The sequence below is a fragment of the Ectobacillus sp. OTK genome, assembly GCF_059698935.1.
In genome coordinates this window covers 76,815-103,403 of sequence record NZ_AP048548.1, presented here as the reverse complement: position 1 = coordinate 103,403, position 26,589 = coordinate 76,815, and the positions used below count along the sequence as shown (strand labels likewise).

General features: G+C 38.9%; 21 protein-coding genes, 3 pseudogenes and 1 riboswitch. Of the genes and pseudogenes, 11 read left to right on the top strand and 13 right to left on the bottom strand.

Annotated elements, in window-relative coordinates; genetic code table 11:
- Positions 1-282 precede the first annotated feature (282 nt).
- From AC6HZ4_RS27705 to AC6HZ4_RS27685, 5 genes are all read left to right on the top strand, one after another.
- On the top strand, positions 283-1,572 hold the full coding sequence (locus tag AC6HZ4_RS27705; protein ID WP_497495873.1) for a murein hydrolase activator EnvC family protein: 1,290 nt from the start codon (positions 283-285) through the stop codon (positions 1,570-1,572).
- Positions 1,573-1,974: 402 nt separating this feature from the next.
- Positions 1,975-2,376, top strand: a complete 402-nt coding sequence (locus tag AC6HZ4_RS27700) for a BlaI/MecI/CopY family transcriptional regulator (RefSeq protein WP_497495872.1) — start codon at positions 1,975-1,977, stop codon at positions 2,374-2,376.
- The gene (locus tag AC6HZ4_RS27695) at positions 2,376-3,212 is read left to right on the top strand and encodes a M56 family metallopeptidase (protein ID WP_497495871.1); all 837 of its coding nucleotides are present in this window, start codon (positions 2,376-2,378) and stop codon (positions 3,210-3,212) included. The genes AC6HZ4_RS27700 and AC6HZ4_RS27695 overlap by 1 nt, the downstream gene beginning before the upstream one ends.
- Positions 3,213-3,345: 133 nt before the next feature.
- A complete protein-coding gene (locus AC6HZ4_RS27690; protein ID WP_497495870.1) occupies positions 3,346-3,573 on the top strand; it encodes a hypothetical protein in 228 nt (75 codons plus the stop codon).
- 181 nt (positions 3,574-3,754) lie between these two features.
- Positions 3,755-4,645, top strand: a complete 891-nt coding sequence (locus tag AC6HZ4_RS27685) for a cupredoxin domain-containing protein (RefSeq protein ID WP_497495869.1) — start codon at positions 3,755-3,757, stop codon at positions 4,643-4,645.
- A gap of 76 nt (positions 4,646-4,721) precedes the next feature.
- On the opposite strand, the gene AC6HZ4_RS27680 is transcribed toward AC6HZ4_RS27685, so the two are convergent.
- From AC6HZ4_RS27680 to AC6HZ4_RS27670, 3 genes and pseudogenes are all read right to left on the bottom strand, one after another.
- Entirely contained in the window at positions 4,722-5,039 is a 318-nt protein-coding gene (locus tag AC6HZ4_RS27680) for a four-helix bundle copper-binding protein (RefSeq protein ID WP_497496001.1), read from the bottom strand.
- A 329-nt stretch (positions 5,040-5,368) separates the two neighbouring features.
- Entirely contained in the window at positions 5,369-6,748 is a 1,380-nt protein-coding gene (locus AC6HZ4_RS27675; RefSeq protein ID WP_497495868.1) for a sensor histidine kinase, read from the bottom strand.
- A 59-nt stretch (positions 6,749-6,807) separates the two neighbouring features.
- Positions 6,808-6,906, bottom strand: a pseudogene (locus AC6HZ4_RS27670) (response regulator transcription factor); the annotation flags it as partial.
- Positions 6,907-7,036: 130 nt separating this feature from the next.
- On the opposite strand from AC6HZ4_RS27670, the pseudogene AC6HZ4_RS27665 reads away from it, so the two are divergent.
- Positions 7,037-7,291, top strand: a pseudogene (locus AC6HZ4_RS27665) (IS4 family transposase); the annotation flags it as partial.
- Between the two features lie 220 nt (positions 7,292-7,511).
- Here the strand turns inward: AC6HZ4_RS27665 and AC6HZ4_RS27660 are convergent.
- Entirely contained in the window at positions 7,512-7,667 is a 156-nt protein-coding gene (locus tag AC6HZ4_RS27660) for a hypothetical protein (protein ID WP_497495867.1), read from the bottom strand.
- 121 nt (positions 7,668-7,788) lie between these two features.
- On the opposite strand from AC6HZ4_RS27660, the gene AC6HZ4_RS27655 reads away from it, so the two are divergent.
- Together AC6HZ4_RS27655 and AC6HZ4_RS27650 are read left to right on the top strand one after the other, a co-directional pair.
- Complete coding sequence (locus tag AC6HZ4_RS27655; protein WP_497495866.1) at positions 7,789-8,145, top strand: ArsR/SmtB family transcription factor; 357 nt, start codon at positions 7,789-7,791, stop codon at positions 8,143-8,145.
- Positions 8,135-10,594 (top strand): heavy metal translocating P-type ATPase, encoded by a 2,460-nt coding sequence (locus AC6HZ4_RS27650; protein WP_497495865.1) that lies wholly within the window; start codon positions 8,135-8,137, stop codon positions 10,592-10,594. Before AC6HZ4_RS27655 ends, AC6HZ4_RS27650 begins: the two co-directional genes overlap by 11 nt.
- A 441-nt stretch (positions 10,595-11,035) precedes the next feature.
- On the opposite strand, the gene AC6HZ4_RS27645 is transcribed toward AC6HZ4_RS27650, so the two are convergent.
- From AC6HZ4_RS27645 to AC6HZ4_RS27635, 3 genes are all read right to left on the bottom strand, one after another.
- Positions 11,036-12,301 (bottom strand): alkaline phosphatase, encoded by a 1,266-nt coding sequence (locus AC6HZ4_RS27645; protein WP_497495864.1) that lies wholly within the window; start codon positions 12,299-12,301, stop codon positions 11,036-11,038.
- Positions 12,302-12,792: 491 nt separating this feature from the next.
- Positions 12,793-13,443 (bottom strand): C39 family peptidase, encoded by a 651-nt coding sequence (locus tag AC6HZ4_RS27640; protein ID WP_497496000.1) that lies wholly within the window; start codon positions 13,441-13,443, stop codon positions 12,793-12,795.
- Positions 13,444-13,773: 330 nt separating this feature from the next.
- A complete protein-coding gene (locus AC6HZ4_RS27635; RefSeq protein WP_497495863.1) occupies positions 13,774-14,847 on the bottom strand; it encodes a YncE family protein in 1,074 nt (357 codons plus the stop codon).
- A gap of 360 nt (positions 14,848-15,207) precedes the next feature.
- Between AC6HZ4_RS27635 and AC6HZ4_RS27630 the strand changes: the two genes are divergently transcribed.
- Positions 15,208-16,290, top strand: coding sequence for a flavin-containing monooxygenase (locus tag AC6HZ4_RS27630; protein ID WP_497495999.1), 1,083 nt, complete (start codon positions 15,208-15,210; stop codon positions 16,288-16,290).
- 495 nt (positions 16,291-16,785) lie between these two features.
- Here the strand turns inward: AC6HZ4_RS27630 and AC6HZ4_RS27625 are convergent.
- From AC6HZ4_RS27625 to AC6HZ4_RS27610, 4 genes and pseudogenes are all read right to left on the bottom strand, one after another.
- A pseudogene (locus AC6HZ4_RS27625) lies at positions 16,786-17,834 on the bottom strand (IS630 family transposase).
- A gap of 75 nt (positions 17,835-17,909) precedes the next feature.
- Positions 17,910-18,107: a twin-arginine translocase TatA/TatE family subunit gene (locus AC6HZ4_RS27620; RefSeq protein WP_497495862.1), complete on the bottom strand. Its 198-nt coding sequence runs from the start codon at positions 18,105-18,107 to the stop codon at positions 17,910-17,912.
- Positions 18,108-18,136: 29 nt separating this feature from the next.
- The gene (locus tag AC6HZ4_RS27615; protein ID WP_497495860.1) at positions 18,137-19,306 is read right to left on the bottom strand and encodes a ZIP family metal transporter; all 1,170 of its coding nucleotides are present in this window, start codon (positions 19,304-19,306) and stop codon (positions 18,137-18,139) included.
- 15 nt (positions 19,307-19,321) lie between these two features.
- Entirely contained in the window at positions 19,322-20,335 is a 1,014-nt protein-coding gene (locus AC6HZ4_RS27610; protein WP_497495859.1) for a multicopper oxidase domain-containing protein, read from the bottom strand.
- Positions 20,336-20,797: 462 nt separating this feature from the next.
- Positions 20,798-20,987: riboswitch (cobalamin riboswitch) on the top strand.
- Between the two features lie 154 nt (positions 20,988-21,141).
- Between AC6HZ4_RS27610 and AC6HZ4_RS27605 the strand changes: the two genes are divergently transcribed.
- Entirely contained in the window at positions 21,142-21,942 is an 801-nt protein-coding gene (locus tag AC6HZ4_RS27605) for a HoxN/HupN/NixA family nickel/cobalt transporter (protein ID WP_497495858.1), read from the top strand.
- Between the two features lie 353 nt (positions 21,943-22,295).
- On the opposite strand, the gene AC6HZ4_RS27600 is transcribed toward AC6HZ4_RS27605, so the two are convergent.
- Positions 22,296-22,913, bottom strand: coding sequence for a YitT family protein (locus AC6HZ4_RS27600; protein WP_497495857.1), 618 nt, complete (start codon positions 22,911-22,913; stop codon positions 22,296-22,298).
- A gap of 361 nt (positions 22,914-23,274) precedes the next feature.
- Here AC6HZ4_RS27600 and AC6HZ4_RS27595 point away from each other — a divergent pair, with 361 nt between their 5' ends.
- The gene (locus AC6HZ4_RS27595) at positions 23,275-24,012 is read left to right on the top strand and encodes a ZIP family metal transporter (RefSeq protein ID WP_497495856.1); all 738 of its coding nucleotides are present in this window, start codon (positions 23,275-23,277) and stop codon (positions 24,010-24,012) included.
- Between the two features lie 449 nt (positions 24,013-24,461).
- Here the strand turns inward: AC6HZ4_RS27595 and AC6HZ4_RS27590 are convergent, their stop codons facing one another.
- Positions 24,462-26,309, bottom strand: coding sequence for an SH3 domain-containing protein (locus tag AC6HZ4_RS27590; RefSeq protein WP_497495998.1), 1,848 nt, complete (start codon positions 26,307-26,309; stop codon positions 24,462-24,464).
- Positions 26,310-26,589 lie beyond the last annotated feature (280 nt).

Genomic DNA, 26,589 nt, shown 5'->3' with positions numbered 1-26,589 from the left:
CACTTGTGCTAGATTCACAGCTATGCTTTCTTTGTAATTTGTCTTTCCTTTTGAAGGGAGTTATAATCTTAGATATCCCTCGAAGAACTTTCATATTTTTACCATCCTCGATTTTATTTTACATAATTTTCCCCTTATATTAGAGAATGTGCAGAAATTCTGCAGATTTAACGACAAAAAACACCTCTTTTTTTAAGTATATTTTACACTTTTGTTACAATCCTTTTGTGCCCTTTCCGACATGTTATAACTTTAGTGGAGAATATGGGGAGGGTTATTGGAATGAAAGGAAAAGCAGCTCGGGTTGCCTTATTGACAAGTATTATAATGGGTGCTTATGCACTGCCTACATACGCTGAAAATATTTCGGGAGATTTAAATGTCCTTCAAGATAAATTAAGTGAAAGCACGAATACAATCAATCAAAAAGAAGCAGAGAAACAACAACTCCAAACAGAGATTGAACAATTTAAACAACAATTACAGCAGTTTGACCAAGCGATAGGAGAAACGCAAGCAGAATTGGACTCCATCGCTCAACAGATTCAAGAAACGAATGAACTAATTGCTTCAAAAAAGCAAAATATCGAAGTACTGCAAAAACAAATTCAGCAAAGACAAGAGATTATCAAACAGAGATTAGTAACTTTACAATCACAGCCAAAAGCAAGTCTTGTAGCAGATGTATTACTCGAAACAACAAGCATCGCTGATTTATTAGATAACATGTATTCGTTAAGTCTGATTTTTCAGTCTGATAAGACAATTCTAGAAGATCAGCAGTCTGACCAAGAACAACTTCAAGAGGAAAAACGCATCGTAGAAGAGAAAGAAGCTGCATTGCGTTCTTACGAAGTCGCTTTACAAGACAAACAGCAACAATTAGAACAAAGCCAACAAGAAAAGGTTAATGCTATCACAGCTTTAGAGCAGAAATTAGATCAAACGCTACAAGAAATCCTAGATGAAGAGGAAGAAAAAAGCTTATTAGAATCACAAGCTGCTGCCATTGAAAATATGCAGAAGCAACAAGCAGCGGCAGCTGCTGAGGCTGCGGCGGCCGCTGAGGCTGCAGCTGCAGAGGCAAACAAAACTGCATCTGCATCGACAAACCAAAGTAATGCTGAAGCGGCTGCACCCGCACCTGCCCCAGCTCCATCACCAAAACCAACGGGTTCTAGAATGTTTATAAAACCTGCTGCTGGTGTATACTCATCAGGTTTTGGCATGAGAGGAAGCGAAAATCACAAAGGTCTTGATATTGCATCTGGTGGAACAGTTCCAGTCGTAGCGGCGGCATCAGGAACTGTCATCCGTTCAGAATATTCATCAAGCTATGGGAATGTAGTATATATTTCTCATAATATTAATGGAAAAACATACACGACTCTTTATGCGCATATGCGCAGCCGTGCTGTCCAACAAGGACAAGTTGTACAGCAAGGTCAGCAAATCGGAATTATGGGTAACACGGGGATATCTTTTGGTCAACACGTACATTTTGAAATTCATGTTGGAAGCTGGAACGCGGCTAAGTCTAATGCGGTAGACCCTGCGCTATATATACAATAAAGGGACTTTGTGCCTTTCATGCATTTGAATACTTACACTTAAAAATGCACCTTTTTATGCTTATAAAAAACAGATCAGTACTTACAAAATGCTGATCTGTTTTTTTGTTTATAGTTTAAAAACAGGCTGTTTTCGAATAGGTTATTGCTTCTATGAAAACTCTGTGTAATGATTCAAGTTTATAAAGGATATGCACAGGGTTCTATACACCATGAGGTACCTGCTAGTCTGTGCAAAGTAGCAGTATATCAATAATGTATAAAACTCTGTTCCTTTCCATGTTTTAGGAGAACTTCCGCTTCCCTTCTTTGCAAAAGGAATATGTATACATTCACATATTCCTTTATTTTTTTTATACTTAAGTGGAACCACATAAGGTATTTTGAAAGTAGGATGAGTACAATGAGTAACGATGAAAATAAAGCCTTATTAAAAATTTTAGGACCGCTGGAGCTTGAGGTAATGAAAGTGATTTGGTCTAGAAAAGAAGTAACCGTTCAAAATGTGCTAACGGAATTGAATAAACAAAATAATTATGCCTACACCACCATTATGACGATCATGAATCGATTAGATAAAAAAGGGATTCTCACACGTAATAAGTTAGGAAAAGGATACGTATATAAGCCTTCTTACAGTCCTAGTGAACTCATTCAACAACATTCATCTGAGCAGGTGGAGCATCTCCTCCATCATTACGGAGATATTGCCATTACACAGTTTGTAGATGCTGTTGTTCATAAGCCTGATCAGCTTAATAAGCTGAAGGAACTAATCAAAAAATTAGAGCAGGATGAAAATTAATGTTTCGATTATTTCAAACATCAAATCGATATGTTTTATGGTTGTTGGGTGTAAGTACTCTAATTATCGGATTTTTCTCTATTCTACATTCTCGCATGATGCCAGGGTGTATGTATTGGATGCTGGAATGCTTTACTATGCAGCATAATCAATTACTTATATTTACCTCGCTTGCTTTAGGGGCTCTTTTTGTATGCTCCGCTGTGTACTTTTTATGTCTGTCTAAAAAGACGAAAAAATTTATCACCAAATTAAATTTACACAGAACAGACTGTTATGAATCAAGTGTACTTGAGTTCTTTCAAAAAAAATATGCTATACAGGTACAGGTTATAAATTCTACTCAACCTTTAGCTTTCACGTATGGATTCATACATCCTCAAATTCTAATTAGTACCGGCTTAATCGACTTATTACGGCCATATGAATTAGAGGCTGTATTGGAACATGAGTATTATCATTGCCAAAACAGAGATCCGTTCAAATTGTCAGTATGCTTCAGTGTAGCACGTGTATTTTCCTTCTTACCCATCTCTCGAAGGTTGTATGAACGCTACATGATAGAAAAGGAAATAAAAGCAGATACTTTTGCGATTCATAAGGTGGGAACGAAAGCTGTTGCATCAGCATTATACAAATTAATGACAAGTGTACCTTCTTCTTCAACTGCAACAGTACACTTTCAAAATCATTCTTTTCAAGATACGAATACTAGGATTGAAGTTCTTTTAACAGGAACATATAAACGCCCGTCCATCTCCCTGTTAGAATGGATGAGGTCTATCATTTATAGTCTTTTTATTGTTTTCCTAATAGGATGTGTGTCATTTTTGTGAAGATTGTCTCTCCTATCGATGTTTAAATACTACAATCATGTAGTATACGATTGACTGGAGATTTCGTTTCTACTACAATTGTGTAGTAGATGGTCAATTTACCATCTGTATGACCAGATAATGGAGGAGAGAAATGATGAAAAAGGTTATTTTAGGTACATCATTTATTGCATTAATGGCATTTGGTGGAACTGCTTTTGCTGCGAGTCCAACTGAATCTACAACGACGACAAGTCAAGTAGAGTGTATGGCAATGACTATGAAAGACTGTGCGAAAATGATAAAGGATTGTATCGATAAAGGTATGAGCGTGAAAGACTGCATGAAAATGATGAAGGACATGCAGCAACAAACAATGTAAATTGCAGGTAAGATAAATATTAACTAGAATTATAGAAATAAGTTAGAGAATAAAGGCTGGTTATGCACTAACCAGCCTTTATCTTTATGACCCATTCATTCAATTGCAATCATCTTGTCGACTATACATTTCTATTTGTGTAAGATTGTTCATATTTGGTTAAGGTGAAAGGGGAATACATGTGTTATATGTAATAAGTTTAATCATTGTATTAGTACTAACCGGTTATATCACCATTATAGCCCATCGTGTAAAAAAGCGGTTGTCGAATATGACAGCTATGATGACTGCCATGGCTGTTGCCATGATGTCGAGTTTATTAGTGGGGACCATATTGGGGGCCATAATGAACGGGAGATTAACGATTCCTGTCATGATTGCAGTGTTAGTAGGAATGATAATTGGATATAGCGTCGGGCGTCCATTTAGCTTACTAGCTTCCTTAGACGGGGTATTATCCGGAATCATGGGTGGTATGATGGGTGCCATGTTAGGTGTCATGATCAACTCTCAAAACCCATACCAGGTAACAATTTTTATGGATATTATTTTTGTAATTGTCATGATGCTTATACTGCAATTAATCCGCCAAGAAGCAAAAACAACAGAAGAAAAGAATACAGCACTTCAAAGTAATCCTATGGTGAAGGCTATTTTGTATGCGGTTTCTCTTGTGCTTATTGGACTAGTGGTGTTCTTTCAGCCTATTTCAGGGTACATTCAAAAGTTTACAGGCACGACAAATACGGAAGTTTCAGCTGACACAACTCTAGAATCCAAGCCCGTGAAAGCAGAACAAAAACAGGGATATCAAGAAGCTGTTGTAACTGTTGAAGAATTTGGATATAAAAATGAAAATGTAAAGGTCAAACTAGGGGTACCTGTCAAACTTCGCTTTCAAAAAGATTATAAGGGTGGATGTTTATCCGAATTGATTATTAAAGAACTAAATATACAAAAGAACTTAGATGAAGGCGACAACGTCGTGGAATTTACACCAGATAAAATAGGAACATATACATTTAATTGCGGCATGGGAATGTTTACAGGTAAGATTATCGTAGAAGCATAGACTTGGGAAAGTTTAAGATGAATAAGAAAGAGCTGACATTATGCCAGCTCTTTCTTATTTTGTATTCTCGTCAGTCTTACATCGCAAAATTACGGCAATCTTTTGCACACTCCAAACACATTTGACCACACATTCTTGATTCATGATCAGCATGTTTCAAACACTCGTTTCCACACGCGTCACATATATAGGAACAAAAATGACAGAGAGATTTTGCATACATGCTATGACGTGCCATATATTTCATACATAAGTCACAGATATCTGCACAGTCACGTAATAAGCGAAGTTGAATATTTCTAGATGCCACATCTGCCTTTTCCAGTAATAGCGTACACATTTGTTCACACATCATGGCACAGTCTTGAAGAGATTTCATAGTTTTTGCATGCATTTGTTGAGTATCGGGTCTATATTCCATTTATACACTCCTCCTGTTACTGGTTATGGGAAAACCAATAACAAGGTATGTTTACCGTGATATAGATATACCTTACCCAGAAATTTAAAGGTAGGCACAATACCAAATCCCTCCAGTCCAAGGCTGAAGGGGGGGGTTAGAATCATAGATATGTTGATTACTGATAAGATGCCAGCGTTTTGTCGGCAGGAACCCATGCCTATCAAGTTAAGAATTTAGAATTGCCCCGAAACAAAAGCTTTGCGCCAATTGCTCAAGTTTATCGTTTTGGGGCAGTTTATTTATGGCTGATTATGGGGCCCCTATTTCGCAGGGATTCGAACGGTAAATGTACTTCCCTCATTCAACTGACTTGTCACATGAATCGTTCCTTGATGAGCATCCACAATCCATTTTGCGATCGATAATCCGAGTCCGTGTCCGCCCATTTGCCGTGCGCGTGATTTGTCGACCCGATAGAATCGATTAAATACCTTTTCACAATCCTCAGGCAGAATACCAACTCCTGTATCTCGCACTTGCATGACGAACATCTTGTTCTGCTCTGTTCCTTCCGTAGATAAACTTAGCTGCACTAGGCCGTTATTGGGCGTGTATTTAATCGCGTTATCCAACAAAATATAAAGCAGCTGCTTCAGTTTTTCTAAATCTGCATATAGGTGGATGTCAGAAAACGCCTGAAATTGGAGACTAATATTTTTAGCGGCAGCAATCGGCTCCAATAAGTGAACGATTGTTTCCGCATGTGTACGAAACTCAAATGAATCTCGTCGCACTTCAAGCGTACCCGAATCCGAACGTGCCAGCGTAAGCAAATCACCAATTAGGTTGGCCATTCGTTTTACTTCGTCCTTCATATTTCCTAAAACATTACGGGAAAACGGATCCTCTTCAACCGCTTCTTCCATCTCCAATGTATCGATAGATGATAACAAAACACTTAAAGGAGTGCGCAATTCGTGGGAAGCATCCGCCACAAACTCCCTTTGTCTGGCAAAAGCATTTGCAATCGGAATCATCGTCCGTTTTGATAAAAAATGACTAATAGCTAAGGCAACAATAAAAAATAAAAGGCCACTTCCGCCAAGAATAAAGATGACCGAATGAAATATTTTTTGCTGCACGGATACATCTTTTCCGATATACAGCATCCCTACAGGTTGATTTTTGTAATACACGGGACGCGCTACCATCATAACGCGCATCGTATGATCTTTTTCAATTTCTATATGTCGTTCTTTTCCCGTCTCTGGGCGTTTTACCCCTACATCAGTGTAACGAATTTCCTCTCCCTTAGGATTCCAGTTTCGCAAAGTTTGCAGCAAATCCGACTGCATCCACCGTATCGCCTCATCCCCAATGAAGAGTTCGCCGTTTGCATCTACTACATAATAAAACAACAGGCTTTCATTCGTAAGAACCACATTCTCATTCACTGAACCAGGTCTAGCCGATTTCTTATTCTGGATAAATTCATCCTGCAGCTCATTTGATGCCAATTGTCTCATTTGTCTTTCCTGCTGTGCAAACACGATATTATATAATAATGCGTACACCATCGCAATGAACACGACGAGGAACAACACGAGTACCCCGCTGTACAGCAGCGTTAGCCGGTTTTGCGTTCGAGAAACTACATCCTTCCTCGAAAAGAGGTTTTGAAAATAGCTTTTAATCTTCAATTTTATATCCCACCCCGCGGATGCTTTGGATTACATCCTGTTGTCCGAACACATCAAGCTTCTTGTACCCAATCTACTTGATAACCGCCCTTTTTCTTTAGCATATGAACAACGAGCTCTCCAAGACGTACATCATCTTCTGCTAAAAGTATATTCATCCAAAACATCTCCTTTTTAGACGTACATTCTTTTATTATACTAACAAGCTTTAATGAAAAAATGATGAAAGACCCATTACGTTTTATATGGACTCGTCTAAAGGGAATTGGCATAACCCAAAAGAGGGACATTCTCATCTGCTCCTCAACCATGTTTCGAATGCGGGAGTGACTTCTGCAAAAACGCAAAAAGGAGCTGAGTGAATACAAAGCGATCTATATGATACAAGACTATCTGTCGCTTCTGTATCAAGCTATTCAACAGGGTGTTCAGCAATTAACAAGCATACTTCTTCGTCTGTACAAGCTCTTGGAGAAAAACGGGCGAAAATCCCACTGGTATGAGAAGAAAACCGTTTTTGATATTCTGGGGTGTTGTATATGAGCGAAGAAGGAAAATGAAAACAGCTGAATAAGCAAAAAAACGCCCAAATTGGACGCTTATTTGTTATGCCTATTTTTAAGAAAAAGAAGCACAGGGCTTATACAGAAGCCTGTGATATGGCTAGTTATGCTGGTTGTAGTTACATAACTAATGCTTAGCTTGATAGGCATGCGGCAGGAACCCGAAGTTAAAGCGAATGTCATTCCATTGTTTACCGTCTCTAATCTTTTAGCTTGTTTGCGTCCCAGTTTTTAATTTTTCGCTTCTTACATTTCGCTCCGTTGTCACAACAATCGTCTTTAGCCGTTTTCTTAATCCATATAAACATGAAGAGAGGAAATAAAAACAGAACCAATATGCTGACCAACCATTCCATTACCCTGCCTCCTATTCTTCCTGATTCGTTAAAAAATTTCGGCTTATATATTAGTTACTGCTAATGTGAATAGACCATAAGTATATTAGTAATAACTAATATATGGTGGGGGTGTGTATATTTGTTACCATCTAATCTCGATGTAAAAACAAAATTCATTCAAGGATTTGCTGATAAAACACGATTGCGAATTCTTTCGTGCCTAATGGATGGAGAAAAAAACGTATCCGAGATTGTGGAACGTATCCAGGGCAACCAATCGAATGTATCACAACATCTAAGCTGCCTAAAAGGGTGCGGAATTATTAAGGGAAGACAGGAAGGAAAGTACGTGCACTACTCTTTGCGCAGCAATCAAATTAAAGCACTTCTTACTATGTTTGATACAGTGTTCCAAGAGGTACAAAATGAGGTTGCTGCTTGTGATAAAAATGATAGCTGCCTGTCTCAAAAAGGAGAGAATACCATTGCTAAATAAGAAGGAGCAACAAGAAAGTTGCTGTCAAACTTCTTCTTGCGGTAATCCTGTCAAAACAGTAGTAAAAGAAGAACAAGAAATGCCCTCTTCATTGGAACCAAAGAAAACATCCTGCTGTTCATCTAAAGAACCTACTGTTGTTTCTATTGTAGAAGTGAAGCAGAAAGATGCATGTTGCAGCAGCAAAACAAATGATACAGAACAGGAATTGGCCGCATCTGAATCCTGTTGTGATCCTGTTTCCTCACAGTCAAATTTTTGCTGTTCTTCAGCGACTACAATTACACAAGGAGAGGCTACTGCAAAGGTAAGTTCGTGTTGTAGTGAGGATAGTAAACTGGCAGAGCAGCTACCTGTTACAGGTGACGGAGTTCAAACATATCTCATTGGAGGAATGGATTGCGGGGCTTGTGCATTAACGATTGAAAAGCATTTGCAACACGTTCCCGGTGTGGAAGAGGTTCGAGTAAACTTTTCCACTGGGAAAATGCAAATTCGTCATACCCGTGATGTAGAGGATATTGTACAGGAAGTATCTAAAGCTGGATTTCATGCTACTTTGGCAGGGAAAAGATCTAATGTCGCCCCTTCTCGGAAAGCAACGGATGCTCCGCTTCTTTTATCAGGAATATTGTTAGCGTTCGGATTTCTCGGTTCATTTACAGACACGTTACCGCTTCTGATTACGCTATGTTACGCAGCTAGCATTGTCATTGGAGGATACAAACCAGCGAAAAGTGCCTTTTATGCCATTCGAAGTAAATCATTGGATATGAATGTTCTCATGACAATGGCTGCCGTTGGCGCAGCCCTCATAGGAGAGTGGTTAGAAGGTGCGACAGTGGTATGGTTGTTCGCGCTTGGAGCAGCGTTACAAAATAGATCTATTGAGCGTACACGTGAATCCATTCGTGGTTTGATGGACTTGGCACCTTCTGAAGCCTGGGTCAAAGTTGGAACAGAACTCGTGAAAACATCCGTAGACGATATTACTGTAGGGACGGTTATAGTGGTAAAACCAGGTGAAAAGATTCCGCTGGATGGCACTATTGTGGCGGGATACTCTACCGTCAACCAAGCCCCGATTACGGGTGAATCCATTCCAGTCGATAAGCAAACCGGGGCCGCTGTATATGCCGGTACGATCAATGAAGAGGGTTCACTGGAGGTTCGTGTAACCAAACTGGTAGAGGATACAACCATTGCACGAATCATTCATTTGGTTGAAGAAGCACAGGAAAAAAAGGCTCCTACACAAGCCTTTGTAGACCGGTTCGCACGCATCTATACACCAATTGTTTTTGTGTTGGCATTAGCTGTCATCGTGATTCCGCCTCTTGCAGGAATGGGAGATTGGATGGAGTGGATCTATAAGGGATTGGAACTGCTTGTTGTCGCATGTCCATGCGCCTTGGTTATTTCTACACCAGTTGCGATTGTGTCTGCTATCGGAAACGCAGCAAAAAACGGTGTGTTAATCAAAGGAGGTACCGCTTTAGAAGTGGCAGGAGCCTTACGTGCGATTGCGTTTGACAAAACGGGTACATTGACAGAGGGAAAGCCTAAGGTTGTACGGGTGAACGTTTTAGAGGGGTCTGAAGAAGAACTATTATCTCTTGCCCGAACCATTGAAGAATATTCAAACCATCCGATTGCGAAAGCCATCGCAGCATATTCACAAGAACGTAACATTCCTTTACAAGAAGGAACAAATTTCCGTACCATTGTAGGAAAAGGTGCGCAGGTGACCATTCAAGGAGAAACCTACTACGCTGGGAATGCTGCCTTGTTTGCAGAGCAAGGTGTATCTACGGAAGCTTGGCAAGAGACGATACAAAACATGCAACGAATGGGGCAGACGGTTGTCATTGTTGGTACCAGGCAAATTATTTTGGGTATTATTGCAGTAGCTGATTCTATCCGTTCCACGACTTTCGAGACAGTGCAAGAGCTGAAACGGGCAAGCATTCAAGAAACAGTGATGCTCACAGGTGATAATGAAGGAACAGCGCAACATATTGCCCAGCAAGCAAAGATTGATCGATATTTTGCTCATTTGCTTCCGGAGGATAAAGTTCGTGCCGTAGAACGACTACAAGCAGAAGGAAAAACAGTTGCTATGATTGGGGATGGTATCAATGATGCACCTGCACTTGCTACGGCGAACTTGGGGATAGCTATGGGTGGTGCCGGGACGGATACAGCAATGGAAACGGCGGATATTGTTCTGATGGCAGATAACCTAGAAAAATTGCCGTATACGATACATCTCAGCCGAAAGGCATTGTATATCATCAAACAGAATATTTGGTTCTCTCTTATTATAAAACTTATTGCGCTTGTCTTAATCTTTCCAGGGTGGTTGACGCTTTGGCTTGCTGTACTAAGTGATACAGGCGCTGCGCTTCTCGTCATTCTCAACAGTATGCGTTTGTTGCGGAACAAATAAGTTCGTATGGGGCTACTTTGTAGCTCCATACCTTACATACAAAATAGAAGGAACAACAGGGAGAAAGGGGATACATATAGAACGCTATCGCAAAATCAAGATGCTAATCGCAGTCAGTGTCATCCTGCTGTTAGCAGCATGTGGAGGAAGAAAACTGAGGGACCCACTTAATTAGGAAGTGAAACAGTTCTCCTATACAGACCAAAAAGGAAAATCATTTGGATTGAGTGATTTGAAAGGGAAAGTATGGTAAAAGGTTTTATTTTCACTAATTGAATTGTGTTTTAGGGCTTATATCATACGGTGTTATGGAATCTATTATGTAATGAACCTTTTACTTTCGTGAGTGTATGGCAACCTTACATAGATAGAGTATACATATGAAATGTAAAAAAGTTAGGGAGTTCATTTCCCCAACTTTTTTACAACATCAGTCTAATTCTATTTTGTGTTTTTAATTTTCATAGCTTCAATCATCGCATCGTGGAGGTAAGTATTCTCATAAACGCCTGCGAAGAGGTCAGCACCAGGTCCCATTGCAGTAAGAGGTGTATCTACAGCAGTATGGTTAGTAGTCGTCCAATCCATTATGAATTGTTCTTTTGAATTAGCAATATTGAAAGGACCATCTTCTTTAGAAACCCCATCTCCAGATTCATCTTTGTTGCCTGCGTCCTCAATAGTAAGGCCGCCAGTTTCATGGTCTCCAGCAACTATAACAAGAGTGTCAGGGTGTTTCTTCGCATATTCTTTTGCGATTGCAACAGCTTTATCTAGTTCTTCTCCTGCCTTAAGAGTAAGTTCACCATTATTGTTGTGAGGCATTTCGTCAATTGCTTCTTCTTCAACCATTAAAAAGAACCCTTTTTCATTCTTAGATAAGGTATCGATTGCTTTTTGTGTCATATCTGATAAAGAAACAGGGGGATTATAGACAGCACCTTGTCCCTCTGGACGTTGCTGGAACATTTCTTCGTTAGCAAACAAACCTAGAAGTTTTTGCCCTTTGGCAAGTTTCATCTCATCTGCATTTGTAACATACGTATAACCTAAATCCTTGGCTTGCTCTACAAGGTTTCCATTTGTTCCTTTACTAGCTTCACTTGTATCCTCCGCTGGATTATCAGGGTGTGCACCAGGATTTCCTGCTGGGTACCAATAGTCTTCCCCACCACCCAAAATAACGTCTACTTTGCTATTCTCTAGATATTGTTTTGCAATATCACTTTGTGCGTTTCGGTTAGCAACATGAGCTCCAAAAGCAGCTGGAGTTGCATCTGTTACTTGAGCTGTTGTAACAAGTCCTGTTGATCTCCCTGACTCTTTCGCCAGTTCTAACGCACTCTGAACTGGTTTGCCGTTCACATCTACTCCAATTGCGCCATTATTAGTTTTTACACCTGTAGCAAATGCTGTACCAGCTGCTGCAGAATCTGTTACAAGAGCATTTGCTGAACTCGTATGAACTGATCCTACATATGGCATATCATCCATAGCAAGCTGACCATAGTTTCCTACTGTAGCAAGGCGAATCGCTTGACGTTGGGCGGCTCCCATACCGTCACCATTAAAAAGAATAACATTTTTAGCTTTTTTGCTGTTTGAATCACTTTCAGCTTGTACATCTGATTTAGGCATAGTACCCAACACTAATGTTGTCATCGCTGCAACAGATAAAGCAGCAATTCCTGCGGTACGTTTTTTCATATTTACACTCCCAATTCTTTATTTAAATAAGTTAATTATTAACGAAGTTTGTTACATGTTTATACTATATTCGACACGTTAAGTATGATTAAAGATAGGGTTAAATAAATGTAAATGTGAGGAAGGAACATTTACAATAAAATTACTTAACTGATTGACTTTAATAAAAAATATGAAAAACACCTGATTTGATTAAACCAGGTGTTTTCATATTTATTCTACTAAGGGGGTCTCAAACATAAGAACCGAATCACTAAAAGACAATGTACTAGTAGACAGGCAGGTTGCTATTAGATAAAACGAGTTTCTTATGTTTGATTTCTGTCCTATGCGACAGGAGGGGACCTGTGCAACTCTAGCATATACTATACTTTTCGAGAAACTGTGCATATTGTATTACAATTTAGTTAAGAGGTAATACATCTCAAATTCTGCTAGAAATCTTTCGCGAAGAAAAGACACTAAACAAACTTTCTCCTACACTGATTTTTCTATTTCGGTACAATTGCAATAGCCTGCTTCCCCATTTGGTCCCACGCAGCCTCAAAATCCGCGCGTGGGACCGCCGTGTTTGGCTGAGTTGCTAAGGGATCATTTACATATACAAAATCCTTGTCGTAACCTACTATCACAGCGCTATGTTCATAATACGTAATTTTCACTTCTCGACTATTTGTTTTCCAAATTTCAAACTTGCTTTCATCCAATGGTTTGAAGGTAACATTTGTAATGACCCAAACAGGAGATCCTAATCGAACGAGTGTATATATGTCTTGAATATTTCGGCCAGTTAGGTCTAGTGCTCTCTCTGGAAAGTATTTTCGAGCTAATTTTAGGATGGGCTTATGATACACACCGTAACCAGGTTTAGTTTTTGCGGCCATGTCTCCAACAAATCCTTCATTAGGGTCCCCATATACTCCATTTTGATGAAATGGAACATATGATATCTCATTGGCGAGTGTCATTTTATCCACCGAGGCTCCCGCATAACGAAGCATCATAGCTAAGCTTGTAACTTCACACCCTCTTTTTAACTCAGGAAGCTGTTGAGAAAAGGGAACATTCGCTATAAAGACTTTATCCTCTTTTATAGGTTCAGGCAAGGACGTTAGAATGTTTTGCTGATTGGGTGTTTCCATTGAATGCTTATGATTCTCCAATAAATTCTGACTGCTAGGTACTACAAATAATATGGCAGTTCCTAATATACACGCTAGTTTAAACAAGAAAGTCCTCCCCATTTATACAAATCCTATTGGTATTTATATTGTACCTGAACACGTGTTATGCTGTAAGAATAATCTGAATGGAAAATACCCAAAATAGGTTCCATCATCAAGTCAAATTTATTAAAGTTATAACAGTTATGGAAAGGGTATAAATGAAGAACAGGAAGAATATTTTCCATGATTTCATACATAAAGAAGAACAGGGTATCTAGATAAAAACCTAAGACACCCTGTTACTCTTTATTTCATCTCTTTTTGAAAAGTAATTCCGTTTGGCTTTTCCTCAACGGGGATGGTTTTGATTACCTGGTTCTTCTCGTTATCGATTACACTGACGGTATTCTCAAACATATTCGTTACATACACAAATTGATTATCAGCACTTGTCACAATGCCATGTGCTCCCTTACCTGTCTCAATCGTAGCTACTACCTTTTTTGTGCTCAAATCTATTTTTGAAATACTGTTAGATGGTGCATCTTCTGTTCCCTGGTTGGCTACAAAAGCATATTTATCATCTGATTGAATATATACCTGAGCAGGTCCTTTTCCAACTGGAACCTTTTCTACCTGCTCTGTTGCTAAGTCCACAATTGCCACTGCATTCTCAGCATTTAATGTCACAAGCAATGTCTTTCCGTTGCTTGTTACCCCGGTGGTAACCGGAACCTTACCGACTGTAATTTTCTTAATTTCCTTCAGTTCTTGTAAATCAACCACACTGACACTGTCTGCTCCCATGTTTGCAATATAAGCAAAACGGCTGTCATTTGAAATACGGAATCCATGAGGTCCATTTCCTACTGCAACATTTTTTACGGCTTCATACGTTTTACCATCCAGAATGGAGACATCATTTCCTTCATTATTTGTTACTAGCACATACTTACCATCCTGTGTAAATACCACGTGAGCTGGATGCTCCCCTACTTCTACTGTTTTCAGGAGTTTGTTGCTAGAAGTATCGTAGAATGAGACGAGACCATTCATTTCCATGGAATCATGCTCACCACTTTCCATATTAGGAACAACTGTAGCAGCGATAACTTTGCCGTCCGAAGAGATTTGGACATTATGAACTGATCCATCTACTTGTATGGTTTCAACTACTTTATTTGTTGTGGCATCTATTTTGGAGATGCTTCCGCCTTCATTAGCAGTATAGTAAAATGCTACGGGAGCCTCTGATTTTTGTTGCTGGGTTTGAGCAGAAGGTTCCTGTTTTTGAGTTGTACTTTGGTTGGTTGTATTGCTGCAAGCTGCTAATGATAAAGCAGCTACTGTTGACATCACTAGTAAAATCTTTTTTTTCATACGTTTCTCCTCCTTTTGATTGTAGGTACATTGTAAAAAATAAGAATGGAGAAACTGTGCAGAATTTGTTGCAGAAAATCGAAAGTATATAATAATATAGAGGAAACCCTAAGTGCTTTGGTAACTATTTCCTTTGTACGGGGTGTTCACAGTTTACATATATGGACGGTCACATTTGATTTTCGACCCTTACATGTCATCTTATAATAGAATAAGAAACAAATACGTAAAAAAATCCTTGGAGAAACAATAAAGCAAATTCGAGAACAGTTTCATATTGAACATGTGATGATTCAAATAGAAGATATAGAGCATTTCCATACGTGAGGGAGTCAGTTTTACAAAGGAGGAGACATGAACATGTTAGATGTCATCATTATTGGTGCGGGACAAGCCGGGCTTAGTATGGGGTATTTTCTAAAACAGCAGGATATTTCCTTCTTACTGCTAGATGCAGAAGAACGAGTTGGGGACAGTTGGCGAAAGCGATATGACTCTTTGATATTGTTTACACCAAAATCATATAGTGCATTGCCTGGCATGGCATTTGAAGGGGATCAGGATGCATTTCCTTCAAAAGATGAGCTGGCTGACTATTTAGAAACATACGCGAAGCATTTTTCCCTGCCGATACAGCTGCGTACCTATGTACAAAAGGTAAAGCAAACCGATACCGGTTTTGAAGTAGTCACCAATACAGGAACCCTGTATAGTAAACAAGTCGTAATAGCTTCTGGTGCCTTTCAGGCTCCGTTTCTACCACCTGCATCACAACAATACCCGAAGGATGTGTTTCAAATCCATTCTTCAGTGTATACCTCGCCAGAGCAGATTCCAGAAGGTCCTGTGTTGGTCGTAGGAGGAGGAAATTCCGGAACACAAATTGCAACAGAACTTGCGATGGAACGAGAGGTCACCATCGCAATCAGTCACCCATTCAAATTCTTGCCCTTGTCCTTCTTTGGAAGGAGTATCTTTTTCTGGCTTGAGACACTAGGGTTTTTATATGCAGGGACAGATACAAAACGGGGTGCTTGGTTCCGCAAACAAGGGGATCGCATCTTTGGTTTCGAGTTTAGGAATTTGATTCGAAATGGACAAGTACGAGTGAAACCGAGAGTGGTGGATGTACAGGGAGGCAGAACGATTTTTCAAGATGGTAGAAACATGGACGTGAAAAATATCATTTGGTCAACAGGATTTGTTCCGGACTACGGATGGTTGGAGATAAGAGGAGCACTAGATGAGATAGGAAGACCCCTTCACTACAGAGGGGTCAGTCCTGTGAAAGGGCTATTCTTTATCGGTTTGCCATGGCAGCGACAGCGAGGATCGGCGCTTGTTTGCGGTGTCGGGCGTGATGCCGAATATTTGCTTCCACTTATTAAAGGTGCATTACGTGCGGCAGATATAGATAGCTTAGAGAAGTCAGAAATCGGATAAGAGAAAATACCTTATGCAAAACAGTCCATAAAGGCACCCTTCTGGGTGCTTTTGTTGTGTCGAATATACATAAAGCAAACGAGATAGGATGACTTCTACTTCATAAAAAGAAGATGTAAAGTAAAACCTACATCTCCCTTAATTTATTTATATAAGTTGAATTTAATTCTTACACCTTCTTATTCAGTTGCTAAATCATCATTCAAATTGCCTTTGTAGGACAACGTATTCTGTCTGACTTTGTGCTGCGATGAGGTTATGAGAAAATATTTAGTTCAACTTATATAGGTAGAATTTTAAGGTTATTCTAGAATATAATTGTTAGAAACAACCGCTAATATCAATAAGTAAAGGAGTAGGGACATTGAAGGTTAGTAGAATCTTGTTATATTTGTTTATACTATTTAATATTTTCGGATTGCTGTGGTGGGTTATTTTAATGTTAATAGATATATTTAACTAATGGCAATAATCTATATAAGTTGAATTTAATTTTTACATCCTGATATAAAGCCTATTAATGACTTCTTCCGGCGTTTGGTTAATAGCAGAAATGAATGCTTGCACATGCTTTCGAATTTCTCTTACAGAAGCATGAAAAACATTGTAAATAACAGCACTTTTAAGCCACTTCCACAGTCCCTCAATCAAGTTCATCTCGGGGCTGTACGGTGGTAGAAACACAAATTCTAATCGATTTTTATGTTCTTCTAGAAAAGGCTGGATGAGACTGGCATGGTGAATCCGTGCATTGTCTAGCACTATGACAATTTTGCCGGTTGGATATTGCTTCAGAACATACTGAAGAAAACGCAGAAATGCTTCTGCATCGTACCGTTCTTCTTCTGTGCAGTGAACTTTACCTGTTTCATAATTGAGGATTCCAATCAGTTTCACTCCGTGATGTTTACCGTACGTTGGAATCTTGCGCTGTTTTCCGCGCAAAAACCAAGTGTATTGAACCGCTTGATAGTCTCGAATCATGCATTCATCTTGAAACAACAAGTGGTCAATGTTTTCTTCAATCAATCTTTTTTTAATGCCGGAAATGTTTCTTCACGAAAAGCAGTCTGTTTCACGGTATCTCCTTGTGCCAAGGTGTAAGTGGCCTTTGAGTATGAGTAGCTAAGACCTAGACTGCTCAACAGACGAGACATCCCACGGAGGGTGTACTTCTTCTGCCACTTCTGTTCTACAAATGACACGATCAGTGCTAATGTCCAATTATGACGAGCGGCAAATCCAACATCAACAGGAAGAGAATGTACCACCGTTTGTACCAGTTCTTTCTCCTGTTCTGGTGTCAGTTTATGCGGTGTACCTGGGGAAGCACGTCTGATGAGCCCTTCGAGCCCGTTCTTACGATAAGCTCTCACATATTCGCCCACTGTCTTTTAGTTGTAACCAACAATCTTAGCAATTTGTTCATACGTGTAGCCTTCTAAGAAGAGAGAGACCGCTTGATAACGCTCATACATTCGCTTATCTTTCGTTTGTTTCATTGCTTGTTGGACAGTTTCTAATTCGGCTGCTTGTGTTTCCATCTTACGTCTCTCCCTATTTCGTTCATGTTTATCCTTATTGTAACATAGGGAGGAGAAGAGATTATTTAATTCAACTTATATAGATGATTTTTCTTGCTTATTAGATGTTTCTTCATTTGAATCATCTGTCATAATCTCTCTAGTGGACTTTTTAAATTCCCTTAAAGTGGAGCCAAATGCTCTTCCGATTTCCGGCAATTTAGAAGGGCCAAAAATCATAAGCGCAATTATTAAAATAAGTATTAAGCCTGGAACCCCGATACTTTGCAGCATACCTTCCTCCTAGTATTCAAATTTCTTCTTTAAAATTTAACAAAAAATGCAGTAAAGTACATGATTAACAGTCCAACAGCGAACCCAGAAAGGTTTAACCAGGAGACAGATGGTTCCTTATGTGTTCTATGGTCTTCAATAAGCATTTTTGTAATGACATAAATTACTTGTAAAATGGCACCTGCTCCAATTCCTAAAAATAAAGCACCCAAGATTGGCGAGAAGATAAACCCACCGAACCAAGTACCAAAGATTGCAGGTGCGCCAGCGAGGGTTCCAAGGATAAAGAAGACTTTTATACTAGGCTTGGTTTTTAAAAGTGGAGCAGCTATCCCAATTCCTTCTGTAATATTGTGCAAAGTAAAACCAATAATTAAAAAAGTTCCCAAAGCTGCCTCTCCAAGAGCAAAAGAGGATCCAATCGCCAGTCCTTCCCCAAAGTTATGAAGCCCAATGCCTATAGCCATTAGAAGTGCTATTTTAAAAGGTGAGTAACTTTTGGATTCTCCCTTTCTTTGCTGATACTGGTCAAATCCTATTAATAGCAAGAAGGTAAGAGCTGCTCCTATTATAACTACCATATTTCCTTGAAATACAGAGGGAGCTTCGGCACCAATTTCAAATCCATCAGCAAGTGTTCCGACAAACAGGAATAATAAGAGCCCAACAGTGAGTGCGAGGATAGTATTAATCCATTTTCGCTTAAAGCGCTTCATAAATGGATACCACAATAATCCTAGAGTGATAGGGACAATCCCAACATAAAAACCAATAAAACCATAGTTTAAAAAGCTGCTCCAGTTAGCCTCAGGAGTTAAGGTTGCCGCAGCAATTTCTCCTTCTGTTACAATACCATTTTCAGTGATGATTTTAATTGCATGGGGATCTCCCTCAACCCATGGATAGGGGATAGTTACTTTTCCTTCCTCGAAACGTTTGAGCGTAGGACTAGGCGAAACATTGAAATTCCAAACTGAATCATCTACAATCACTTGTGAAATCGTAAGTGTTTCCGGACCGGTGTTACTTACTGAAAGTTCAAAACCTCCATTTGTTACTTTAATTCTTTCAATATTCAATACTTCAATAGGTGCAGCAGGATCTTTTTCTATTCCTGCTCCGTTTATTAATACCCATGCTAATACTCCTATAAGCATTACTAAAGGGATGAAGCCTGAAATCATCCATTTTGTCTTCATTTTGTCACCTCTCCTTTACTCTACTTCGAAAAATCCCATCCATCCTAATTCAGCGAATTCACTAACATGGGCATGGAACATGTATCTCCCCTTATATGGGAATCTCATTTCAAGAATGCCACGTTCACCTTGGCATTGCATAATTGTATCGGTAAACTGGGAGGGATTATCATTTCTTCCTGTCGGATAATAGGTAAAATAGTTCGAATGAAGATGGAAAGAGTTAATTAGATCAAATTCTGTAAGATTACTAAGATAAATACGAATTAACTGATCCTTTTTCACTTTAATTGGATGATTCATGAATGCGAAGGCATATCCATTAATAGTGTAAAAGTCGTTTCCACCATCCAAATCTAAATCGAATCCGTTCATTACCATGTTCAACTCCAACGCCGGCTCCCTCGGGGTTTTCGGATCGATGATAAAATTCCCGTATAACCCTTTATGAATATGGCGAGCGAGAGGTAACACGTGACAATGGTATAATTGCAGTCCATAGGGTCTGGCTTCAAATTCATAAATAAAGCTTTGTCCTGGAGCGATAGGAGTAATTCCATCCATTTCTGGTGGATGGATGCCATGAAAGTGAATGGAATGGGGGTGACTTCCTTTATTTGTAAAATAGAATCGAAGCAAATCCCCTTCCGTACAACGAAACGTAGGTCCTGGAATCGTTCCGTTATATGTCCATCCTGGAAATTTAATGCCTTTTGCGATTTCAATTTCTTTATCGATGGCAACAACTGTATATTCACGCAAAATTTGACCGTTAGGAAGTCTAGTGACCTTCCCATAATCAAATTCAGTCAGTAGTTTTTCTGCCATTTTATATCCTGAAGTTTTTATACTGTCATTCATCATCTGACTATGATCTGTATTACTGTGGTTTTTGGTATGAGATTGCGCTTTAACCGAAGGGGTAAAAGGCGCTAAACTATTTAGAAAATAACTCCCTGCCAAGCCTATGGCGCCAGCAGATCCCAACTTTAATATATCTCTTCTGGAAAATTGGTTTTGTTCAGACATTTTTAATCCCCCTAAAAAAGTTTCCTTAACGCAAAAATATGTTGTTAAGCTAAAATTTATTCTCAAAGGAAAGGTTTGTCAATGTTTATTTTTTAGGGTCACCGAAACAATCTGTAAACTAAGTGTCAAATTTGGATTTAATATCCATATTTTATTGCTTAATCAGCAGCATTTCAGGTAATTACTGATATGAAAACACTGGATTAGAAGTAAATTTTTCTTATTTCATAAAATTAGTTTAAGTCTAGAAAAACTTTCTTCAGTAAGCGACCTAAAAGAAGTTCTTCTAAGATTTAAAGATACGTTGAATATCAAGTCTGTTATGGTAATCTAACATGGATACAGGTTAAATATACTGTGATTCTCTTATTAGCCAATTAGGATGTAAACTAATACAGAGTTATAGCATAAAAAATTAAGTTTTACATTTTGAGAATTATACGTATAATCAAGTTACAACATCATATTGTAAGCAAACTAGGTGCCCTTGTGAGAGCAAGGGGTAACAGGGAATCGGGTGCAAATCCCGAGCGGTCCCGCCACTGTAATTGAGGAGTTCTCTATCATGTATGTCACTCAACCATATCTTGGGGAAGACGATAGAGCGCGATGATTCAAAAGCCAGGAGACCTACCTAGGTTGTAACACCAAAACAGCCTTCGCGGAAAGGAGAGGTGTACGGAGATGAAGCGACAATTGTATTCTGCCATTTTGTCGTCTATTTGCGCGTACCCATGAATCCTTAACCAGTTAAAGGTTAAGGTTTTTTTATGTCTTGTTTATTTATAAAAAGGGGGAATTTTCACATGGAAACTGTATCACTTTTTTTACTTGTTTTTGTATTAGGGCTTCGACATGGACTAGATGCGGATCATCTTGCTTTTATTGATGGACAAACTCGTTATAATTGGCGAATGGGCAGTCCGTTTGCACGTTGGGTGGGTACATTATTTGCATTGGGTCATGGAGGAATGGTAGCTGTAATAGCTAGTATTTTAGGAATGGTGATAGAGAATTTTTCATTCCCAACTTATTTTGATAATATTGCATCCTGGGTGTCGATTGTTTCTTTATTCCTTATTGGAACGTTAAATACTTATAATCTATTGCGCACCAGAAATAATCAGGAAGAATTTCAATTGAGTGGATTAAAGGGTAAATTTATTCCTAGAGTTGCTAAGGGAACAACAAATCCTTTACTTATTATTTTAGTAGGGGCTTTGTTTGCCTTGGCTGCCGAGACGGTAAGTCAAACGGCTGTCTGGTCTTTAGCAGCAGGGAATGCAGGTGAATATACACCTTTACTTTTAGGACTAGTTTTTATGTTTGGCATGATGATTACAGATACAATTGATTCATTAATTGTCTATAAAATGGTGAATCAGTCAAGCAAAATCGGCCAGTCTGCGTCAAGAATCCTGGGTTGGGTGATTGTTGTCTTAGCGTATGGGGTTTCCTTCTATCTGGCATTTACCTTCTTTAATCCGTGGGCAGAACTCAATTTCGAAATCGTGGGAATCATTCTTTTTATTTTTTTAGTCGCCACTTTTGCCTTTGTAAGTGTTCGATCTAGGAAACAAAGCATTGAAACACATACTACAAATTAATAAAAAAAGCTCTGACAATTTTATGGTGTCAGAGCTTTTTTGTTACTTATAAGATAGCAAGGGAGCACTGAAAAGGGCTGTGATTTTAAAACATCATGATCTTTTTTAGTGCCCTCACAAGTTCTGAGGGATTTTTGTTCTGTTCACAACATTCCTGAAAGCGGAAGTAAAGCTATGAATCCAAATTATAATCCGTTTTTTATAGTTGCTCACTAGTCAGTATAGAATGTTTTCCTTATATGATTGAAACTGTATATAAAAATTAAAAATAAAAAAGTCCCTCTTTCTTCAGATAACTTTTTCAAAAAGAGGATTGTCTACGCTCTGAAGAAGCTCCTTTGATTAGGATCTTCTCATTTTTTTCTCAAATTTACAGATAGAGTACGGATTCTTTGAAATTTAAAGGTATAAATAAAATCAATGATATTAGTCGAGAGGAGTTGGCAGATTACTGCATAAATCATAACTTTATAATCTATGATAAGGGCGGTTAATAGAAAAATTAAAAGGTTGATGACCATTATAACTTTTCCAGGACTCCAGTTCTTGTAGGAGGCAATCATGAGTGCCGGGATGACCATTCCGCCGCTGGAGGCTCCTACCCGAATCAATAAACCTACTCCAATACCAAAAAGAATACTTCCTCCCAAAATATCTAACGCTATATGTACATGCGGAAGAGCAACCATAGGAGTTAGGATGCTAATAGTAGTCGAGGTGGTTGCAACCGAAATGATGGTTCGAATCGTCCAAGAGTATCCAAAATAATTCAAGGCAAAAAATAAGAAAACAACATTTGCTAACCACAAGGAAAAGCCAAGGGATAAAGGGAACCAACGATTTATCAGAAGAGCCAAACCAGCGGCCCCTCCAGAAGGTATAGAGTGGGGAAACAAAAACAAGGACATGGATACACCTTGTAAAAAGGCACCAAATACTGTACAAAAATAAGTTAATAGGATTCTCCTCATCAGTAACTAAAAGGATTCCTCAAATAATCACTTATACCCTCCACATTCATTCCTCCCTAAAGGCTTGTCTTCCTTGTCCATTTTATGAGGTATGATACAAGAATATGTTGGATTACTTTTTCTGAACTATAATTATCAGGTTATGATGACTAGTAGTTCAATTTACCATAAATTTCTCCTTAAAGTTAGCAATATTAAAGGGGTTGTCTTCTTTAAAAGCACTATGATTCATCCTGCAACCTGTATCCTCAATAGAAATTATAAGATTATACTTATCAATCTCTGTTATACGAGTGCCATGACTATTCCCAAAGAATTAGACATACACATGGAAAAAGTGGAATAGGAAGGAGGTGCATAGATGGAGGGGATGATGTTACCGATTATGACAGCTGCACTTGCCTTTAGCGGATTACTAGTAGGGGGAACGGTGGCTATAACAGCTCGAAGTATAGTGACAAATCAAATGTATAGTTTGTATGCCTTTTGCGGGGGAATGTTAGCAGGGCTACTTACTTTCGAACTCATTCCAGAGACACTTTCTGAGTATGAGCTGACTGGACTCCTCCTCGGGGTGGGTATGGGTATTTTGTTTATGGTACTGCTTCATATATATTTTCATCATCCGCACGATCAAGAAGGCCAAGAAGGTGAAGCGTGGCGATCCTTTCTATTCTTATCTCTGGCAATCTATATCCACAATGTTCCGACAGGCGTAGCATTTGGTATATCTATGAAGAGCTTTGACACGGCAATACCCTTTTTGTTTGCTGCTGTTATTCATCACATCCCGGAGGGACTTGCGCTAGCAGTCCCCTTCTTATTTGCTCGGTTTCGTATTGTGTATTTTCTTTTGACGATTACACTATTATCACTCGTATTAGGAGTTGGAACTGTACTCGGCAGCGTGGTAAGAAGCGACCATATCCATTTAAATGGTGTACTGATGGGATTGGCGATTGGAACTTTGGGGTATGTAACAGTGAATGAAATGTTATTAAAAGCACAGAAAAAGATGGGGGTATTCAGTTTCTTGTTATTGGCTGGTGGAGGATTTGTATTGCTGTTTTTGTATGTAAGGAATTTTATCCAGCATTAATATTAGTAATCATGAAAGGAGTTAAAGGATTGAAATGAATAACAGGGACTTTCGATAAGCATCTCTAATACAACAAATCGAGAACTGGTGAGTTTAGTTGTATGAGGAAATGCGGAAACAGAGGGTCAGTGCACAGATTCGCTCGGGTATTGACAAGGGGAGAAGTAGATTCATAAGGCTGAACTAAATTAATGTTGAAGAGGCAACACAGAATTAAGAAGGTATTTAGAAGTATCTAGATGAGCCGTACTATAACTATAAGTTCGTGGTAATTGAGTAAGTCATTCATCATTTCATAATGCTTTCTATTTTTTGTCATAGTTAGATTCTGTTCTACGTAATACATATGAAAAATCCCTCCTCTTCTATCGTAAAGAGGAGGGAAAAAAATTAATCGGCTATTGGTGAAGTTATTTTTCAACAGTCTGAAAGGGCTTTTAATAAGCCCTTTAATCAATATATGATCTTGGATCTACAGCGTTACTTTTCGCTGCATTCCATCCACCTTTATGAATTTCAAAATGTAAATGCTGCCCTTCAGATTCTCCTGTATTACCCATAAATCCAAGTTGTTGTCCTTGTGTTACTCTTTGACCGGCAGAGACAGAACGGCTACTTAAATGAGCATATACAGTTGTGTAAGTTTGCCCATTCATGTTGTGAGAAACAAACACAACATTTCCATAGCTTGCAGAGAAATAAGAACGAGTAACTACTCCATCTGCTGCTGCAGCAATTGGTACTGTACCAGAAGCGGCAATATCTAAACCATAATGCATTTGTCCACTGCGTTTTCCAAATCCAGAAGTGTACCTCCCTATAGCTGGTTTAATAAAGCCACTTGCTTTGACTTCGCTAGGCGTGCTTACTACTGGGGATTGTTGTTCTGCTACCGGAATCATTGTTTTAGATAAATGGCTCATACCTACAAAGCCTGTTTTTCCATTATAGATGATTTTATACCAACCAGCTTGTTGTCCAACTACTTGTACTTTTTGCCCAGACTGAACAACCCCGATTACTCCATAGTTCATACCTGCACCGTTTCTGACATTTAGGGTACTTGGTTTAACATAAAAGTCTTGAACTGGCTGTTGTTGAGCAGGTTGCTGAACTGGTTGTTGTTGAGCAGGTTGTTGAGCTTGCTCTTGCTGAACTGGTTGTTGTTGAGCAGGTTGCTGAGCTTGCTCTTGCTGAACTGGTTGTTGCTGAACTGGCTGCTGTTGAGCAGGTTGCTGAGCTTGTTCTTGCTGAACTGGCTGCTGTTGAGCAGGTTGCTGAGCTTGTTCTTGCTGTGGAGTGGAGGCTCCTTTAATAAATTTCACAAACTCACTGCTGACATATCCTATGCGTTCGTTATATTTGACTTTATACCAACCGTTTTCAACATCTATTACCTGTAAGACTTGCCCTTTTAGTATACCTCCGATAACAGGGGAGTAAGTTGCCGCACCTGTGCGAACACGAAGAACAGCAGCATCTACAACGTATGTTCCGTCCTGTTGTACAGATTCTGTCGTTGTCGGTTGTATAGACGTAGAAGTATTATCTCTTTCTAGTGATACATAATCTTTGCTTATGTAAGCGGATTGTCCATTGAATTGTACTTTATACCAATCTTGTACTTCTCCTACCACCTGTATATCTTGTCCTTTCTTCACTACACCCAATACTGGATGGGATGTACTAGGACCTGTATGAACGCGCAGGGAAGATACATTTACTGTATAAGTTTCATTCGCTTGCACTGTTGTTTGTTTCAATTTTACAGTTGATCCATCATCAGTGGTGACATAATCTTTACTAACATAGCCATTCCTATCATTATATTGAATTTTGTACCAACCATCAGTTTCCTCTGCTACTTGTAAAACTTCTCCTTGGCCTACAAGTCCCAAAGTAGGATTTGATGTATTAGGACCTGTACGAACGCGTAGGGTTGTTGTATCTACTATTATTTGATTTGGTGTGACATAATCTTTACTGACGTAGGCATCTCTATTATTATATTGAATTTTGTACCAACCATCAGTTTCCCCTACTACTTGTAGAATTTGTCCTTTTGTTACAAGCCCAAGAATTGTGTTAGATGTGCTAGGACCTGTACGAACACGTAGGGCGTCTGTATTTACCGTATACTCGTTTGTTATTGTTTGATTTTCATGTACTGCTACGGGAGAAGAGTTTGAGGCTTGTTGTGAATCCTCCTGTGCTATCGGAGTTTCTGCTTGCGCAGTACTAATAACAGTGCCTCCTGCAACAGAAACTACTGCCATACTAGCTAGAATGTTCTTCATAAGTGTAGCTACCTTTCTATGAATATATTTGAGAAAATATTTTCCAACAGTAAAAAGGTTAAAACGGATGTTGTTTTCTGTCAAGTTATGTAGATTATTGATATTTAACGAAATAAAAATGTTAATTTTTACCTCATTGATGTCAGAACAGAGGAAATCTTACATTGGTTAGACGATTATTATATTTGTTCTTAAGGTAAGGTGATTCTGATACTAATCCCCCCAGATAAAGCTACGATATATTGATATTTTGTAGCGCAAATTCTCATAGCACATATGA

What these genes read in the sequence shown, in the direction of transcription:
- AC6HZ4_RS27635 (WP_497495863.1), bottom strand. Translation starts at nt 14,847, where the DNA reads ATGAAAAAAAAGATTTTACTAGTGATGTCAACAGTAGCTGCTTTATCA.
- AC6HZ4_RS27620 (WP_497495862.1), bottom strand. Translation starts at nt 18,107, where the DNA reads ATGCTGCAAAGTATCGGGGTTCCAGGCTTAATACTTATTTTAATAATT.
- AC6HZ4_RS27640 (WP_497496000.1), bottom strand. Translation starts at nt 13,443, where the DNA reads ATGGAAACACCCAATCAGCAAAACATTCTAACGTCCTTGCCTGAACCT.
- AC6HZ4_RS27660 (WP_497495867.1), bottom strand. Translation starts at nt 7,667, where the DNA reads ATGGAATGGTTGGTCAGCATATTGGTTCTGTTTTTATTTCCTCTCTTC.
- AC6HZ4_RS27595 (WP_497495856.1), top strand. Translation starts at nt 23,275, where the DNA reads ATGGAGGGGATGATGTTACCGATTATGACAGCTGCACTTGCCTTTAGC.
- AC6HZ4_RS27600 (WP_497495857.1), bottom strand. Translation starts at nt 22,913, where the DNA reads ATGAGGAGAATCCTATTAACTTATTTTTGTACAGTATTTGGTGCCTTT.
- AC6HZ4_RS27605 (WP_497495858.1), top strand. Translation starts at nt 21,142, where the DNA reads ATGGAAACTGTATCACTTTTTTTACTTGTTTTTGTATTAGGGCTTCGA.
- AC6HZ4_RS27700 (WP_497495872.1), top strand. Translation starts at nt 1,975, where the DNA reads ATGAGTAACGATGAAAATAAAGCCTTATTAAAAATTTTAGGACCGCTG.
- AC6HZ4_RS27630 (WP_497495999.1), top strand. Translation starts at nt 15,208, where the DNA reads ATGTTAGATGTCATCATTATTGGTGCGGGACAAGCCGGGCTTAGTATG.
- AC6HZ4_RS27705 (WP_497495873.1), top strand. Translation starts at nt 283, where the DNA reads ATGAAAGGAAAAGCAGCTCGGGTTGCCTTATTGACAAGTATTATAATG.
- AC6HZ4_RS27610 (WP_497495859.1), bottom strand. Translation starts at nt 20,335, where the DNA reads ATGTCTGAACAAAACCAATTTTCCAGAAGAGATATATTAAAGTTGGGA.
- AC6HZ4_RS27690 (WP_497495870.1), top strand. Translation starts at nt 3,346, where the DNA reads ATGATGAAAAAGGTTATTTTAGGTACATCATTTATTGCATTAATGGCA.
- AC6HZ4_RS27695 (WP_497495871.1), top strand. Translation starts at nt 2,376, where the DNA reads ATGTTTCGATTATTTCAAACATCAAATCGATATGTTTTATGGTTGTTG.
- AC6HZ4_RS27680 (WP_497496001.1), bottom strand. Translation starts at nt 5,039, where the DNA reads ATGCATGCAAAAACTATGAAATCTCTTCAAGACTGTGCCATGATGTGT.
- AC6HZ4_RS27645 (WP_497495864.1), bottom strand. Translation starts at nt 12,301, where the DNA reads ATGAAAAAACGTACCGCAGGAATTGCTGCTTTATCTGTTGCAGCGATG.
- AC6HZ4_RS27590 (WP_497495998.1), bottom strand. Translation starts at nt 26,309, where the DNA reads ATGAAGAACATTCTAGCTAGTATGGCAGTAGTTTCTGTTGCAGGAGGC.
- AC6HZ4_RS27615 (WP_497495860.1), bottom strand. Translation starts at nt 19,306, where the DNA reads ATGAAGACAAAATGGATGATTTCAGGCTTCATCCCTTTAGTAATGCTT.